At 56.2% G+C, this 14,737-nt stretch carries 15 protein-coding genes and 3 pseudogenes; 6 read left to right on the top strand and 12 right to left on the bottom strand.

Going from position 1 to position 14,737, the window contains the following annotated elements; genetic code table 11:
* The first annotated feature begins 82 nt into the window (after window positions 1-82).
* From ACQ86O_RS23710 to ACQ86O_RS23725, 4 genes are all read left to right on the top strand, one after another.
* On the top strand, window positions 83-385 hold the full coding sequence (locus ACQ86O_RS23710; protein WP_431223119.1) for a monooxygenase: 303 nt from the start codon (window positions 83-85) through the stop codon (window positions 383-385).
* Window positions 386-605: 220 nt separating this feature from the next.
* The gene (locus ACQ86O_RS23715; RefSeq protein ID WP_431223120.1) at window positions 606-1,259 is read left to right on the top strand and encodes a helix-turn-helix transcriptional regulator; all 654 of its coding nucleotides are present in this window, start codon (window positions 606-608) and stop codon (window positions 1,257-1,259) included.
* 166 nt (window positions 1,260-1,425) lie between these two features.
* On the top strand, window positions 1,426-2,337 hold the full coding sequence (gene yedA / locus ACQ86O_RS23720) for a drug/metabolite exporter YedA (protein ID WP_431223121.1): 912 nt from the start codon (window positions 1,426-1,428) through the stop codon (window positions 2,335-2,337).
* Between the two features lie 113 nt (window positions 2,338-2,450).
* Entirely contained in the window at window positions 2,451-2,627 is a 177-nt protein-coding gene (locus ACQ86O_RS23725; RefSeq protein ID WP_431223122.1) for a hypothetical protein, read from the top strand.
* Between the two features lie 8 nt (window positions 2,628-2,635).
* Here the strand turns inward: ACQ86O_RS23725 and ACQ86O_RS23730 are convergent, their stop codons facing one another.
* The 8 genes and pseudogenes from ACQ86O_RS23730 to ACQ86O_RS23765 all read right to left on the bottom strand — a co-directional run bounded on the left by ACQ86O_RS23730 (window position 2,636) and on the right by ACQ86O_RS23765 (window position 9,913).
* Window positions 2,636-3,418, bottom strand: a complete 783-nt coding sequence (locus ACQ86O_RS23730; RefSeq protein WP_431223123.1) for a phosphate/phosphite/phosphonate ABC transporter substrate-binding protein — start codon at window positions 3,416-3,418, stop codon at window positions 2,636-2,638.
* 5 nt (window positions 3,419-3,423) lie between these two features.
* A complete protein-coding gene (locus ACQ86O_RS23735; RefSeq protein ID WP_431225817.1) occupies window positions 3,424-4,215 on the bottom strand; it encodes an ABC transporter permease in 792 nt (263 codons plus the stop codon).
* 2 nt (window positions 4,216-4,217) lie between these two features.
* On the bottom strand, window positions 4,218-5,153 hold the full coding sequence (locus ACQ86O_RS23740; protein ID WP_431223124.1) for an ABC transporter ATP-binding protein: 936 nt from the start codon (window positions 5,151-5,153) through the stop codon (window positions 4,218-4,220).
* A complete protein-coding gene (locus ACQ86O_RS23745) occupies window positions 5,150-6,310 on the bottom strand; it encodes an ABC transporter permease (RefSeq protein ID WP_431223125.1) in 1,161 nt (386 codons plus the stop codon). The genes ACQ86O_RS23740 and ACQ86O_RS23745 overlap by 4 nt, the downstream gene beginning before the upstream one ends.
* A 300-nt stretch (window positions 6,311-6,610) precedes the next feature.
* A pseudogene (gene osmF / locus ACQ86O_RS23750) lies at window positions 6,611-7,539 on the bottom strand (glycine betaine ABC transporter substrate-binding protein OsmF).
* 29 nt (window positions 7,540-7,568) lie between these two features.
* Window positions 7,569-8,615 carry a fatty acid desaturase gene (locus ACQ86O_RS23755; RefSeq protein WP_431223126.1) on the bottom strand — a complete coding sequence of 349 codons (1,047 nt, stop codon included), beginning with the start codon at window positions 8,613-8,615 and terminating at the stop codon, window positions 7,569-7,571.
* The gene (locus ACQ86O_RS23760) at window positions 8,602-8,733 is read right to left on the bottom strand and encodes a hypothetical protein (protein ID WP_431223127.1); all 132 of its coding nucleotides are present in this window, start codon (window positions 8,731-8,733) and stop codon (window positions 8,602-8,604) included. The genes ACQ86O_RS23755 and ACQ86O_RS23760 overlap by 14 nt, the downstream gene beginning before the upstream one ends.
* A 49-nt stretch (window positions 8,734-8,782) precedes the next feature.
* Window positions 8,783-9,913: a Gfo/Idh/MocA family protein gene (locus ACQ86O_RS23765; protein WP_431223128.1), complete on the bottom strand. Its 1,131-nt coding sequence runs from the start codon at window positions 9,911-9,913 to the stop codon at window positions 8,783-8,785.
* 241 nt (window positions 9,914-10,154) lie between these two features.
* On the opposite strand from ACQ86O_RS23765, the gene ACQ86O_RS23770 reads away from it, so the two are divergent.
* Entirely contained in the window at window positions 10,155-10,655 is a 501-nt protein-coding gene (locus ACQ86O_RS23770; protein WP_431223129.1) for a DUF523 domain-containing protein, read from the top strand.
* Here ACQ86O_RS23770 and ACQ86O_RS23775 read toward each other — a convergent pair.
* Window positions 10,620-11,060: an NUDIX hydrolase gene (locus tag ACQ86O_RS23775; protein WP_431223130.1), complete on the bottom strand. Its 441-nt coding sequence runs from the start codon at window positions 11,058-11,060 to the stop codon at window positions 10,620-10,622. The genes ACQ86O_RS23770 and ACQ86O_RS23775 overlap by 36 nt on opposite strands.
* A gap of 224 nt (window positions 11,061-11,284) precedes the next feature.
* Here ACQ86O_RS23775 and sseA point away from each other — a divergent pair, with 224 nt between their 5' ends.
* Window positions 11,285-12,130: a 3-mercaptopyruvate sulfurtransferase gene (gene sseA / locus ACQ86O_RS23780; protein ID WP_431223131.1), complete on the top strand. Its 846-nt coding sequence runs from the start codon at window positions 11,285-11,287 to the stop codon at window positions 12,128-12,130.
* 107 nt (window positions 12,131-12,237) lie between these two features.
* Here sseA and ACQ86O_RS23785 read toward each other — a convergent pair whose 3' ends face one another.
* The 3 genes and pseudogenes from ACQ86O_RS23785 to phnE (ACQ86O_RS23795) form a co-directional block, all read right to left on the bottom strand.
* The gene (locus tag ACQ86O_RS23785) at window positions 12,238-12,702 is read right to left on the bottom strand and encodes a DUF1456 family protein (protein WP_431223132.1); all 465 of its coding nucleotides are present in this window, start codon (window positions 12,700-12,702) and stop codon (window positions 12,238-12,240) included.
* 145 nt (window positions 12,703-12,847) lie between these two features.
* A pseudogene (phnE, locus tag ACQ86O_RS23790) lies at window positions 12,848-13,733 on the bottom strand (phosphonate ABC transporter, permease protein PhnE).
* Window positions 13,733-14,595: pseudogene (phnE, locus tag ACQ86O_RS23795) on the bottom strand (phosphonate ABC transporter, permease protein PhnE). The pseudogenes phnE (ACQ86O_RS23790) and phnE (ACQ86O_RS23795) overlap by 1 nt, the downstream one beginning before the upstream one ends.
* Window positions 14,596-14,737 lie beyond the last annotated feature (142 nt).

Below are 14,737 nucleotides of genomic sequence, written 5' to 3' on the forward strand. Positions count from 1 at the left end.
TTCATTCGACGGCATTAACTTTAAATCTCTTGTTCCACGTCTGAAAGATAAACTTCGACGCAAACCTATGGAGAACGACCCTATGCCTTACCTGTTGCAAGTTGATTTCCCGTATCCTGGCCCTTGGGGCGATGAAATGACTCTGGTGATGACCGAGTTGGCGCAATCCATTTCTGGTGAGCCTGGGCTGTTGTGGAAAATATGGACCGAAAACCAAAACGCTGGGGAAGCGGGTGGGGTTTATCTTTTCACCGACCAGGCCAGTGCGCAGGCCTATCTGGAGATGCATACCAAGCGATTGATGGAGTTTGGCATCCCGACGGTCAACGGCAAAATTTTTGCGGTTAACCGAGACTTGTCACTGATTGACCGGGCTCCCCTCTAAGCCCTCTCCGCCAGTTGCCTTTCAAGAACTTGAAATTCATAGGGTATATATTGCCGCTGTTGGCTAATGTACAGCGGCAATGCGCGGCTCCCCTTTTGTGCCAATAACAACCCCAACGGCTGTTGCCCCTATTTTCAGCGGAATGTCATTGAGTTGATCTGGCGATTACGTTAAATTTAACAAGCAATAACTTGGAATAATTAAGGCCGAGGCAGTAAATATGTCACGAATTAGCTTGGAAAACGGCGAGTGCACAGCACATTCGGTCAGTGACCGGTTGCTGAAACTGTTAAAAACCTGCGGGCCTCAACAAGCCACTGAAGCGGGAAAAGTGCTCGGTACCACCGGGGAAGCCGCCCGCCAACAGCTCGTCAAGCTGGCAAAAGAAGGCCTGGTGGAAGCCAAAGCAGAAACACGAGGCGTTGGCCGCCCAGTGCAACTATGGCAGTTGACCGCCGCTGGTAACGCTCATTTTCCCGATGCCCATGCCGAGCTAACGGCCCAGTTGCTGCGTACGGTGCGCGACAAGCTGGGGGATAAAGCGATGGAGCTGCTGATCGACAGCCGCGAACAAGAAACCCGCATCAACTACAAACAGGCAATGATAGGCGCAACAGACCTGGCGGAGCGCGTCAGACGTCTGGCGACCATTCGTTGCTGTGAAGGGTATATGGCCGAATGGAGCGAACTGGAAAATGGCGCGTTCCTGCTGGTGGAAAACCACTGCCCAATCTGCGTCGCAGCTGCGGTTTGCCAAGGGTTCTGCCGTGCCGAGCTGAGCGTTTTTACCGAGGTGCTACAAGCCCGGGTGGAGCGCTCTGAACATATTCTGACCGGTGCTCGCCGCTGCGCTTACCGGATTAGTGCACAATAAATACCGCAGATCTAACAAAGGCCTGGTACACCAGGCCCCGAGACTGCCGCCAGTCGGTCAGTATTTCATCATGGCTTCAGGCGCACAAAAAAAGCATTGCTTATCAACCATCCCTTAAGGTTTACTGAGGGTCCTGACCCAGTCTTAACCTACCGAATAAAAACCCATGCTGAGCCAACAAAATCGCCATGTCCTGCCGTTAGTCGGGGCGCTGTTCACGTTATATATTGTCTGGGGATCGACTTACTTTGCCATTCGGATTGGGGTTGAAAGCTGGCCACCGCTGATGATGGCGGGCATCCGCTTCCTGGTTGCCGGTATCATCCTGTTCACCTTCCTGCTGCTGCGCGGCCATGCTCTGCCTACTTTGAAACAGTGGGTAGCCGCGGGCACTATCGGCATCCTGTTACTGGCCGTGGGTAATGGCCTGGTTACCGTGGCGGAACACCAGGATGTGCCTTCAGGCATTGCCGCTGTCATGGTTGCCACGGTTCCGCTGTTTACCCTGTGCTTCAGCATGTTCTGGGGAATTCGCAATACCAAGCTGGAGTGGGCCGGTATCGCACTTGGCCTGGTGGGGATTGTGTTACTGAACACCGGTAATAACCTGGTAGGTAACCCAACCGGCGCGCTGCTGATCCTGCTGGCCTCAGCCAGTTGGGCTTTTGGCTCGGTGCTGGGTTCGCGGATTTCTCTTCCTGCCGGGCCAATGGCGGGTGCCGCAGAGATGCTGGTAGCGGGGGTGGTGCTGGCAATCGCCAGCCAACTGAGCGGTGAGCATCTGGATAAAATGCCCAGCCTCAGCAGCTTTATGGCCCTCGGTTATCTGATTGTCTTCGGTTCGATACTGGCGATCAGCGCCTATATGTTCCTGCTGAAAAACGTGCGCCCGGCGGTGGCGACCAGTTACGCCTACGTCAATCCGGTGGTCGCCGTCCTGCTTGGTGTCGGCTTTGCTGGCGAGTCATTGGCTACCCGCGAGTGGTTGGCATTAGTGGTGATCGTTTCGGCGGTGGTTCTGGTGACGTTGGGCAAATATCTGTTTACCCGCCCTGCCAAAGTGCAGCGCGCCAAATAATGGCTGGGCCAGCGGTGGCTGGCGAGGAATTATCCCCGGTAAAACGGGGGTTGTTTCACCGGTTGAAGGGGCTATAATTCCCGCTGTTCTGAGCAACCTGCGAAATAATAATCATGCTGAAAAAAGCGTTCCTCGTCGTCATCGCCTTATGCGCCTTCGGTTCTTTAGGCGGCGTTTTCCTCGCCGGGCTGAATATTTATACCCGCTCCACCACGCCACAGGAACAGACGGCCACCCCCACAGAAACCCCAGCCAACACGGCACCCGCCGAGACGATTCAAACCCGGTAATTCCCGCTTTACAACGCCGTGACACCGGCCTTGGCCGCCTGCTGTTCCAGTTCGCTGATCACCTGGTAGGCCGAGCGCGGCACCAGGCTGAAATCGCCGATCAGCAGGCTTTCGCTGGTGGCGTCATTGACCATCGCACTGGCAGCAGCGCGCAGGATAGCCAACCGTTGTGGTGAGGTTTCTGCCGAGGTAATCAGTGGCAACCCAGGCACCGCAGCCGTGCGGCCAATAATTTTCAAGCCAGAGACAGCCTGGGGCTGTGCCCGCTTCAGCAGGGCAAAACTGATGCAATCAATAGCTGCAATATCCGCCTGCCCACTGCGGATCATCGCCAAAGAGTGATAATGCGCACCCGAGGCAATAGCCTGGCGGAAAAACCGCCCCTGCTGTGCCAGTGGGGCGATCAAGGCGCGCAGGCTGTTATAGCCCGATTGCGAATCCTGGCTGTTGTACGCCACCACCCGCTCACGGAAATCTTCCAGCCGCTCTCCCGGTTCTTCTTCACGCACCACCAGCCAACTGCTGTAATTGGCACCGCTGCAACCTTCTACGCGGTAATGATAGGTGCCCACCAGTTGGACCTGTGGCAACGAGGTCACCAAAGGGTAACCGCAGGTCTGGCTAAGCAGCAGGTCTGGGTCTTGCCAGTGCCGCAGTAAATCCTGCGGCCAGCTCAGTGCCTGAGGAACGTCGGTTATGCCAAGCTGCAATAATCTGCCACGCAACGCCTGCCAGAATGGCTCGACTTGTTGATGGCTAACGCCATACATCGGTAAAGAAACGCTTGCCATCAGATTCACCCCGCAGAAGATGAGACCGTAAGCCGCTGCTGGCGCCAGGCGGTAAGGTAGCGCACCCAGCGTTCGAACAGCATATCGGTAATGATAGCCAACAACGCCACCACCACCGCCCCCTGGATCACATAAGCCGTATTGAAGCCGCTCAGCCCAATAATGATAGGCGAGCCCAGCGTTTTGGTGCCGACAGTTGAGGCGATCGCCGCCGTACCAATGTTGATGATCACCGAAGTGCGGATCCCCGCTACAATCACCGGAGCGGCCAATGGCAGTTCGACATGCCACAGGATCTGCCAGCGACTCATGCCAACACCTTGCGCCACTTCTCGCGTTGCCTCCGGCACTGATTCGATCCCGGTCAGCGTGCCTTGCAGGATCGGTAATAAACCATAAAGCACCAACGCGATAATCGCTGGCTGTTCGCTGAACCCCATAACCGGCACCGCCACCGCCAGCACCGCGACCGGCGGGAAGGTCTGCCCGACGGCAACCACGGTTTCCACCAGTGAACGGAATTCCCGCCCTACCCCGCGCGTTACCGCAATCCCGGCAGATACGCCAATCATTACCGCAATCAGGCTCGATACCGCCACCAATAGCAAGTGCGCCTCCACCAGCGACAAAAAACTGTCCTGCTGATAGATGGGCCTTGCCAACTGCGGGAACCAGGCGGCAAACAGGCCGTGCAGATGGTTCATACCCAATACCAACGCCAGCAACAGGGCAAAAACCCACGGCAGCGGATCGAAGAGCCAGCGCCGCCAGCGCAGGCTTTGGGGGGATGAGTGCATCGTCATGTCAGGGCCTTCTGCGCGATTAAATCACTGAAATGCAACACGCCGAGCGCTTGCCCCTGTTCACCGACTACCGGCAGGCGTTCACTGCCCCGGGCTACAAATACCGAGAGCGCATCGCGCAGGGTCATGGCCGCCAGGATCGGTTCACCTTCAGCCTCCCCTGGCCGCATGCGTTCCGCAACCGTACCCAGCGCCAGCAGCTTGATGCCGCGATCGCTGCGGCCAAAGAAATCACGCACAAAATCATTGGCCGGATGGGTAAGCAGTGCCAACGGCGTACCCTGTTGCACCACCTGCCCTTGATCGAGCAACACAATCCGGTTCGCCAAGCTCAGCGCCTCATCAATATCGTGCGTCACCAGCACAATGGTGCGGCCGGAAAGCTGATGGATACGGGCAATCTCGGCCTGCAACGTTGCCCGGGTCACCGGATCCAGCGCACCAAAAGGCTCATCCATCAACAGCACTTCCGGATCGGCAGCCAACGCCCTGGCCACGCCAACCCGCTGCTGTTGCCCACCAGAAAGCTGGTGCGGATAACGGCTACGGAACAGTTCAGGCTCCAGACTCAGCAGTTCCATCAGCTCGGTAACCCGATCGCGGATACGCACTCGGGGCCACTTCAGCAGTTTCGGCACCGTGGCAATGTTCTCCTCCACCGTCCAGTGCGGGAACAGGCCGATCGACTGGATCGCATAGCCCATCCGGCGGCGCAGATCCTGCGCGTTGAATTTATGGATCTCTTCACCGGCAAAGGTGATCTTGCCTTCATCATGTTCGATCAGCCGGTTGATCATCTTCAAGGTGGTGGATTTCCCAGAGCCGGAAGTGCCGATCAGCACGGTAAACTCCCCCTCGGCAATGTTCAGCGTGAGATTATCCACCGCCGGTTTACCCTGAAAAATCTTGCTTACCCGGTTAAAGTTAATCATCGGCGTGTCACTTCCAACATTGAAATAATAAATTTAAACAACGAATCAACCACTACTGCCATGGCGATCACCGGGATCACCCCAAGCAGCACCAGATCCAGCGCGCTGCTGAGCAACCCCTGAAATACAATGGCGCCAAAACCCCCGGCACCGATCAGCGCGGCGACCACCGCCATCCCCACGGTTTGAACCGCCAGGATGCGTACCCCGGTCAGGAACAGCGGTAATGCCAGCGGTAACTGCACGCGAAAGAAAATCTGCCCACGCGTCATCCCCATACCGCTAGCGGATTCAATCACGCTGGCCGGCACACTTTGTAAACCGGCAACCACACTGCGCACCAGCGGCAACAGGGCATAAAGCACCAGCGCCACAATGGCAGGCGCCATCCCGATACCGCTAATGCCCAGATTGGCCAGCCATGGCAGCGCCGCCACCAGCCCGGCCAGAGGGGCGATCAACAGGCCAAACAGCGCAATTGAAGGCACGGTCTGGATAATATTCAGCGTAGAGAAGATAGGCACCTGCCAGCGGGCTGAACGAAAGCACAACACCCCGAGCGGCAAGCCGATCAGCAGTGCCGGGAACATGGTAGCCAGCAGAATGGTCAGGTGTTGCAGCAACGCGGCGTCAAACACATCCTGCCGGTTGTGATATTCCTTCAGCAAAGAGAGGTGATCCAACTGATGGTTAAACAGCAGCAGCGCCGCTGGTATCATCACCAGGGTGTTGCCCACAATACGCCACAGATGCGAAGCAGCGATGCGCGTCATGGCATCTGCGGCAATCAATCCGCTCAATGCCACCATCAACCAGCAACCGCTGCCCCACGAAGTTCGGGCCAGAGGCGAACCTTGCTGGGCCAACTGCTGCGCGGCATGGCCGCTCAGCCAAAAGATCAGGGCCAATAACGCCGTGGCAACACAGGCTGTCAGCAACGCCCGATTACGCGTGGGGGCCAGCAGGCTGAGAACGGCCAGTAACAACAACGGCAGCAGCAGCCACCATGCCGGGCCATGTAATAGCGATATCAGAGAGATACTCTTGCCGGACAGTAGGCGGTTGGGGGCATAACTGAGAAACGGCAGGCTAAAGGCCGCCAGCAGCAGTAAAATAAGCAGTGTCAGCAATACGCGGTTTTTTAAGACAATAATCAAAATCACTCCCTGGACTTAATACCCATCAGTTAAGCGCAGCTTTGCAAAATGATGCATAGCCCTGCGTCAGGTGGTGCCCCTCACCCTAACCCCCTCCCAAAACGAGGGGGGACTGAATGTGCCATAAATTAGCCCCGGTCCCCGACGGCAATGTCGTATCAGTTCCCCCTCCCTGCCGGGAGAGCAGACCGGGCCTGCCACCCATTGGCCCCTCCCCCAGTTACCACTCCGTATCAGCGCCCTCTTCCTCTGGGAGAAGATTGGGGTAAGGGGGAAACTTCAATCCCAGCTTAATACAGGTTATTTAACCAACCCTTTCTGTTTCAGATAGTTGGCCGCCACCTGCTTGGCATCCTGCCCTTCTACGGCAATCTGCGCGTTCAGCTTCTGCAACGTTGGCCCATCCAGCGTGGCAAAGACCGGCTTGAGCAACTGGGCAATATTGGCGTGTTGCTGCAAGGTCGCCTCGCGGATAATCGGGGCCGGAGCATAAATCGGCTGCACGCCTTGCGGATCTGCCAGCGTCAGCAGCCCCAACGCGGCTACCGGGCCGTCGGTGCCATAAGCCATCGCCGCGTTGACACCCGAAGTCTGTTCGGCAGCAGCCTTGATGGTTACCGCAGTATCCCCCCTGCCAGTGACAGCAACTGATCCTGATTAAGCTTGAAGCCATAAGCGCTTTGGAAGGCCGGCAATGCATCTGGGCGTTCGATGAATTCTGCCGATGCGGCCAGTTTGAATTTGCCGCCGCCATTGATCCATTTGGCCAGGTCCGCCAGGGTTTTCAGATGATTGGCTTCGGCAACGTCCTGACGAATGGCGATGGTCCAGGTATTATTGGCCGGAGCGGCATCCAACCAGACAATCTTGTTCTGGTCATAGTCGAGCTTTTTCACCTTCTCAAACCCGGCCTGGGCGTTTTTCCACGCGGGATCTTTTTCGTCAGAGAAGAAAAAGGCCCCGTTGCCGGTGTATTCCGGATAGATATCAATTTCGCCGGAAGCTATCGCCCCACGCAGCACCTTGGTGGTGCCTAATTGCAGCTTATTGGTGGTCTTGATGCCGTTGGCTTCCAGCACCTGCACGATAATGTTGCCGAGCAAAGAGCCTTCCGTATCAATTTTGGAACCCACGCGCACCGTATCAGCCGCCTGCGCCATACCGCTCGCTGCCGCCATAATGGTCAGTGCCAATGCCAAAAAACGTCCACGTAATGGGGTAATCGCCATGCTGGTTCCTCTTGGATTATGCTTTCCGGCTATTTCGCCGGATCGATTGGAAATGCCTGGACAGTGCGGCTCCATCGCACGCTGTCTGCCACTTGCGGGTCATGCGCCCCGGCCTCAGCAGGTTCAAAAGGGTGTACCTCAACGGCTATCGGCGTAACGGCATACGCAACAAACCAGTTACCATAGCCCTGCACCACAAACCCCTGGCTGCGCTGGCGGTAAGCCTCCCGCTCGGCCAGATAGACCTTTTTCAAACCATACCACGGCAAACCGGGTAAATCATGGTGCACTAAATGATAGTTCAGATTGAGAAACAGCAGCCGCCATGGCCAGGATGCCTCATTAATAATAGAACGTGCCTGCGGGGCTTCCACTGCACGATGTTCGTAGAACGATCGAACCTTGGTTAAACCCAATGCCGGATAGCTCACCGCCAGCAGATAAAATCCGGCGGCAATTCCCTGGGTCTGGAGCCAGGCAAGCAGCGTGGCCAACAGCGCGCCATGCACCAACCACATCGCCAGCGTTCGCAGATCCCCCGCCAAAATCGCTTTCAGCGCCTCAGCCAGCGTGGTGAGGATATCCAGCACCGGGCCGAAAGCGATCCGCCCGAGCAGAGTGTTACGTACCCTGGCCAGCAACGGCAGCAGAACGGGCAGACGTTGCCACTGTACCCGGCTAAAGTAGTAACTTTCCGGATCCTCGCCGGGTAACGTCAGAGAGTCATTGTAGTGATGCTGAAGATGGCTGTCGCGATACAGCCCGTAGGGATACCACACCGCCAGGGGCAGCAGGCCAAACAGTTGATTGAGGCGCGGCCAGCGGGTTGGATGACCATGAATCAGCTCATGTTGCAGCGAGAGATACCAGGTCGTGGCCAGCGTCAGCAACGGGGTTCCAAGCCAGGGACCAAGCTGTTGCCAGCAGAGCACCACGGCAAACCAACTGCCATAAACCAGTAGCATAATGCCCCAGGTAGGCAATTCCAGCCGCCACAGCCACTGCCGGTTAAGCCGTTGGATCCAGGCACGTTGTTCGCTGTGCAGATAGTGGCTATGAGGTTTATTTGAGGGCATTTTCCGGTTCGCTGTCGGCTATTTTTCTCAGTATCAGCGGATCGGATCGGCGCTCAAAATAACAAAAGTGGCAAAGCAAAGTTAAAAACCGGCAGATTGGCTTGATGCCGATCGCCATGCACCTTACCCCTCTCCACGGGGAGAGGGAAGCCAGGCTCTGGCGATCTTCAATCAGGGTTGATATCCAGCCAGCGGCGCTGCCCGGCAGAAGCGGCGATCGCATCCAGCACGCAGGAAACCTTCCAGCCTTCTTCAAAATCAGGCCACATACGATCCCCAGCCGCGATGCCATTGATCAGATCGCGGATCTCGACCGTTTTCTGATCGTTAAAACCGATGCCATGCCCGGCACTGATGCAGAAGGCGGAGTAATCCGGGTGTTTTGGCCCCACCATAATGGTTTTAAAACCCTGGCGCTCTGCCGGTTCGTCATGGCGATACAGTTTCAGTTCCGCCATACGTTCCTGGGTAAAACTCAGCGTGCCCTTGGTGCCTGTTACCACATAAGTCAGGCCCATCTTGCGCCCACAGGCGATGCGTGAGGTCTCTATCGTGCCCATGGCTCCGTTGGCAAAACGCACCAACGCACTGGCCTGATCGTCGTTTTCTACCTCACACAGCCTGGCCGGGTTTTTGGCATCAGGCCGCTGTTTGATCAGGGTCTGCATATCCCCCGATACCGCCACAATATCGCCGACCAGATAATGAGCCATATTGACGATATGCGCCGCCAAGTCACCCAATGCCCCCAGCCCTGCGGTCGCTTTACGGCAATGCCAGTCGATGGGTGTGCGGGGGTCTGCCAGGTAATCTTCATTGTGGGTGCCGTAGAAATGCACCACTTCGCCAATCTCACCGCTGCCAATGATCTCCCGCGCCAGCTGGCTGGTCGGGTTTTTCATATAGTTGAACCCTACCAAAGTTTTCACCCCTTTGGCCCGGGCAGCCTGCAGCATTTCTGCGGCGTCTTGCGCATTAAGCGCCAGCGGTTTTTCGCAATACACATGCTTGCCATGTGCAATGGCTGCCAATGCCATCTCTTTATGCAGGAAGTTCGGGGCACAGATATCCACTACGTCAATCGCAGGATCTGCCACCAGTGCGCGCCAATCGCCCGTTGAACGCGAGAAACCGAACTCCTCGGCCCGTAACGCCGCCAGCTCCGGTGTGACCTCCGCCAACATCTCCAGCACCAACTCCCCTTTCAGCGCAAACACCGTGCTGACCTGTGCATAGGCAATAGCGTGGCACCGGCCAATATAGCCGGTACCAATCAATCCAACGCGAACCTGTTTCATGGTTTTCTCCTGTCCCCTCGTCTCGCCATCATGTTAAATGGAATTTAAAATCCGTTATTAGTTTATATGAAATTTAAATTTCAATAACAAGCCAGGTATTCATATTCGTGACAGCGTTCATAAAAGCCTGAACTGGCATCAGGCAAATAACTGGCGTTGAGCAAAGGCCCGCTGCTATTATAAAGCCGCGCGTGCGGGCCGTTATGCCGCACTTCCGCCCCCTCAATTGAGGCACTTCCCTATGCCATCAAAAATTCTGATCAGCGCCTGCCTGGCCGGTTTCAGCGTACGTTATAACGCCACCAATAAAGCCCTGGTCAATTCCACCCTGCAACAGTGGCAAGAAGAGCACCGGCTGGTCGTTTGCTGCCCGGAGCTGGCTGCCGGGTTCTCCACGCCACGCCCACCGGCGGAGATTGCCGCAGGCGCCAAAGGGGCTGACGTGATTGCTCTTAAGGCGAGAGTGATCGATGCCACAGGCAGTGACATTACCGCTCAATACCTGCTTGGCGCACAGTTGGCGCTAAAAACCGCCCGCTTACATGATTGCCGCTTTGCCTTGCTTAGCGATCGCAGCCCTTCCTGTGGCAGCCAGACAATTTACGACGGTTCATTCAGCGGCCAAACGCAGCCCGGCAGCGGTGTAACCGCCGAGTTATTACGCCAGCATGGCATTGAAGTGTTTTGCGAACATCAGGTTGAAGCGTTAATCGAGCGGGTTAAAGCAGCGGAAAAGCGTTAGCGCCTCCGCCAGCCGCTGGCGCAAATGGGCAATTCCCTGCGGATGCTGGATAAACTCTTCCGCAGCCATCATTTGCCAACGCTGGCCTTCATCCCCAAAGCGAACGGCGGCAATCTGCCCCCGGTTGATCTCCCCGACCATAAACCAGGTGGGCGGAGAGCCTGGTTTGAGCCCGGTATAACGGCGGCACCACAGGATCTGCTGTTGTTGCAGTTGGATGCCAAACTCTTCCAGCGTTTCCCGCTGCACGCATTCCATCGGGGTTTCGTTCCCCTCACGCCCACCGCCCGGCAAATCCCAGCAGCCGGGCCAGGGGATATCGGCTTTTTCGTCACGCAGGTAGACCAGCAGTTTGCCATCACACAGCAAGGCGATTTTCGCCCCATCAAAGTCTTCGTCAGCCATCACCATCCGCTTTTTACCTTTCCTGTTACCGCCTGACAATAGGCCATATCTGTCGCCTGGTTACCTGCGCTGTCTGGCCCCAGTCACTGGCTTAATGTCAGTGCCAAGGGATGAGAGAGCCGGGTGACTCGCTATGCTGGCCAGGAATGCGCTTGAGCAGCCAACTTGAAATTCATAGGGTATAGTAAAAACCCTCTTTGTTTGAAGACAGGCGAACAATAACGATGAACTCTCCCTTTTTAGTCACTGCGCAGTGGCTTGAACAACATATCAACGATAAAGATCTGGCGATCGTCGACGTGCGTATGTCGCCGGTAGGCATAATGCCAAAGAAAGACATGCTGGCAGAATTTGAACTCGGCCATATTCCGGGCGCGGTGTATTTCGATATCGACGATGTCGCAGACAAAAATACCGCCTTGCCGCATATGCTGCCCACGGCAGAAGATTTCAGCGCCGCGGTGGGCAAACTCGGCATTAATGAAAAACAGACCCTCGTTTTCTACGACGAAGGCAATCAGTTCTCTGCCCCACGGGGCTGGTGGACATTCCGCAATTTCGGTGCGCAAAACGTCTACGTGCTGGACGAAGGGTTGCAAGGCTGGCTCTCTCGCGGTAACGCATTAGAAAGTGGTCCGGCCCAGCCAACACCAGCGTCCTTCCAGGCGCAGTTTAATGCCGAGGCGGTGGTGGATATGCAGCAGGTGGAGCAGGCAATGCATAACCAGCAGCAGATCCTGGATGCTCGCGCCGCTCCCCGCTTTTATGCTCAAGCGCCGGAACCGCGTCCCGGCCTGCATCGTGGCCATATTCCCGGCAGCATCAATATTCCCTATGGCGACCTGCTGGAGAATGGGCGCTTCAAATCGCTGGCGGCTCTGGAAAAAACCTTCAGTGATAAAGGGGTCGATATCCATGCGCCGATCATCGTCAGTTGTGGTTCCGGCGTGACCGCAGCCGTGCTGGCGCTGGGTCTGCAATCACTGGATGCCAAACAGGTGAAGCTGTATGACGGTGCCTGGAGCGAATGGGGTGCCCTGAGTGGCCATCAACCCATTGCCCAGGAATAGCCATCAGGTTTGCGGCAAGGGAAGTGGGCAGGCGCTTTAATCATCGCCCTCAATAAGCAAAAAAAGCGCCCTCACAATGAGGACGCTTGCTGCCGCAGGCGCAGAAATTATACGCCGCGAATGCGTTGTGCCAGCCCTTTCAGGAAGTAACGCAGCATCTGATCGCCACATGGGCGGTAGTTTTTGGTGCCTTCTTTGCGGAACAGGGCGCTCAGCTCAGGCTTGGAAATATTAAATTCCACCGCGGTGAAAATCTGGTGCAGATCGATATCTTTCAGTTCAAAGGCCACACGCAGTTTTTTCAGCACCAGGTTATTGGTGATAGGCAGTTCCACCGCCGGGGCCGGGAATTTATCGTCCTTGCCCCGTTTAAAGAACACCAGGCCATTGAGGAAATGCGCCATCACTTCGTCGGGGCACTTTTCAAAACCCGGCTCACCTTCTTTGATCAGGTAGGTTCCCATGGCGGCGACATCGACATCAAAACCGTCAAGCTTGACGATCTCAACCATCTTCGCGTCATTAATACCCAGTATGTAGCGCACACTGCGCAGCACATCATTGTTAATCATGGAATTGCCTTTAGCTTATCAATCAGGAGAGGCGTGTGGTACGACGAGGTTACGGCCACACAACGTGCATGTGCGGCAGTATAGGGATCCGGCGGGGGTTTCTCAATCGGATTTCCACGGGCCAACCCTGGTTGCCCCGTGAAGATCAGTGCTTTTGCTGATACAGCGGAATATCTTCACCGACGATATATTTGTTTCGCAGCACGGAAGAGATCTTGTCCATCAGCATCACTACCGCCACCAGGATCAGGGTGATAAACATCACCACATCCCAGTTCCACAGGCGCATGTTTTCGGCATAGACCAGACCAATCCCCCTGCCCCTACAAACCCGAGCACCGCCGCCGAACGGGTATTGGACTCAATCTGATACAGGCTCAACGCCAGGAAAGTGGGGAATGATTGGGTGAAAATACCGTAACGATGCTTTTGCAAACCGTTGGCACCCACCGCCGTCAGCCCCCGGCCCGGGGATTTCTCCACCGCTTCGTGGCCTTCTGCATAGAGCTTGCCAAGCAGGCCAATATCCTGCATCACGATCGCCAACACCCCGGCCAGCGGCCCCATGCCCACCGCCCGCACAAAGATCAGCCCCCAGATAGCCATATCGATGCCGCGCAGAATATCCAGCAGACGACGTACCAGAGTGGCAACGGGCCGTAGCAATCGGGATGACATTACGTTGCGCGCAGCAAAAAAGACAAGGGTAAGGCAAGTAGCGTTGCCGTGATGGTCCCGGCAAACACAATGGCCAGGGTGATAAAGATCTGCTGGAAGTAATACATAAATGGCCAGTCGGCAAAATTGTGCCAGACGAACATGCGCAAAAAGTAACGGCCAAGCTGCTGGCAGCCATTGGCAAACTGCGGCCAGGAGATGCCAAAGAACAGGAAGAAGAACACGTAATACAGCACGATCGCTGCGGCGATAATGCCAAGCGTTCGCAGATAACGCCCCTGCCGCGCGAAGATTTCCGGGTGCTGCTGTTTCAGCTGTCGCAGATTAGCGCTAACGATCGGTTGAACTGACATCAGGTTTTCTCCTCTACAACACGTTGGCGTAATTTCCCGGAGGCATAATCCAACAGCGATACCACCACGATAATCAGCAACAGCGTCATGCTGACCTGATCGTAACGATCGAGTTTGATATTGGTCATCAGTTCCTGGCCAATGCCGCCGGCGCCTACCAGCCCCAGGATCGTCGACTGGCGGAAATTGATTTCCAGCCGCATAAAGCTGTAGGACAGAAAAATCGGTTTGACCTGAGGCCACAAGCCGAAGCGCATACGCTGCAATGGTGTGGCGCCACAGGCGGCCAACCCACGTACCGGTTTGCTGGAGGCGGTTTCGATGGATTCATAGAACAGCTTGGTAAGGCTGCCGATGGTGTGCAGCGCCAATGCCATAAATCCGGGGATGGCGCCAATGCCGAACGCCATCACAAACATCACCGCCCAGGCCAGCTCCGGCATGGTGCGCAGGAAAGCGACCAGCGTCCGGATGGCAAAACGAAGCGTGGCTGGGCTATGGGTGTTGTTGGCCGCCAGAAATGCCAGCCCCCGGCCACCAGCACGGAAAGAATGGTGGCTGCCAGCGCCAGTTGCAGGGTTTCCCAAATCAGCGGCAATTGAATATGCAGACGGTAACCCCAGTAGGCAAAGGAGCCTTCGGTGCGGCCATCGGCAAACAGCGCCCGCCAGTGCAGCACTGGGATGGTTTCTGCCAGATAGTCAAAAAAATGCGGAATGGAGACCCACACGGTGTGCAGGTTGAACTCGGCAATATTGCCTGCGCCAAGATAGATCACCACCAGCCCGAGCGACCAAAGCAGGGTTTCGCGCTTTTGTCTGCTGCGGATCTGTTGGTAGTAATAGGCAAAATCTGTATTCAAAATAGCGTCCAAATGTTGTGGCAGCGATAATTTGCCCCCTCACCCCGCCCCGCTCCCAAAGGGAGAGGGGAGGTACTTCAGCGATCGATGCCGATTCATCAACGCGCCCGATCGCTGCCCTCTCCTGCGGGAGAGGGCTAAA

Source organism: Serratia sp. L9 (assembly GCF_050632285.1).
GTDB lineage: Bacteria > Pseudomonadota > Gammaproteobacteria > Enterobacterales > Enterobacteriaceae > Chania.

What these genes read in the sequence shown, in the direction of transcription:
- ACQ86O_RS23710 (WP_431223119.1), top strand. Translation starts at nt 83, where the DNA reads ATGCCTTACCTGTTGCAAGTTGATTTCCCGTATCCTGGCCCTTGGGGC.
- ACQ86O_RS23715 (WP_431223120.1), top strand. Translation starts at nt 606, where the DNA reads ATGTCACGAATTAGCTTGGAAAACGGCGAGTGCACAGCACATTCGGTC.
- yedA (WP_431223121.1), top strand. Translation starts at nt 1,426, where the DNA reads ATGCTGAGCCAACAAAATCGCCATGTCCTGCCGTTAGTCGGGGCGCTG.
- ACQ86O_RS23725 (WP_431223122.1), top strand. Translation starts at nt 2,451, where the DNA reads ATGCTGAAAAAAGCGTTCCTCGTCGTCATCGCCTTATGCGCCTTCGGT.
- ACQ86O_RS23730 (WP_431223123.1), bottom strand. Translation starts at nt 3,418, where the DNA reads ATGGCAAGCGTTTCTTTACCGATGTATGGCGTTAGCCATCAACAAGTC.
- ACQ86O_RS23735 (WP_431225817.1), bottom strand. Translation starts at nt 4,215, where the DNA reads ATGCACTCATCCCCCCAAAGCCTGCGCTGGCGGCGCTGGCTCTTCGAT.
- ACQ86O_RS23740 (WP_431223124.1), bottom strand. Translation starts at nt 5,153, where the DNA reads ATGATTAACTTTAACCGGGTAAGCAAGATTTTTCAGGGTAAACCGGCG.
- ACQ86O_RS23755 (WP_431223126.1), bottom strand. Translation starts at nt 8,615, where the DNA reads ATGCCCTCAAATAAACCTCATAGCCACTATCTGCACAGCGAACAACGT.
- ACQ86O_RS23760 (WP_431223127.1), bottom strand. Translation starts at nt 8,733, where the DNA reads ATGGCGATCGGCATCAAGCCAATCTGCCGGTTTTTAACTTTGCTTTGC.
- ACQ86O_RS23765 (WP_431223128.1), bottom strand. Translation starts at nt 9,913, where the DNA reads ATGAAACAGGTTCGCGTTGGATTGATTGGTACCGGCTATATTGGCCGG.
- ACQ86O_RS23770 (WP_431223129.1), top strand. Translation starts at nt 10,155, where the DNA reads ATGCCATCAAAAATTCTGATCAGCGCCTGCCTGGCCGGTTTCAGCGTA.
- ACQ86O_RS23775 (WP_431223130.1), bottom strand. Translation starts at nt 11,060, where the DNA reads ATGGCTGACGAAGACTTTGATGGGGCGAAAATCGCCTTGCTGTGTGAT.
- sseA (WP_431223131.1), top strand. Translation starts at nt 11,285, where the DNA reads ATGAACTCTCCCTTTTTAGTCACTGCGCAGTGGCTTGAACAACATATC.
- ACQ86O_RS23785 (WP_431223132.1), bottom strand. Translation starts at nt 12,702, where the DNA reads ATGATTAACAATGATGTGCTGCGCAGTGTGCGCTACATACTGGGTATT.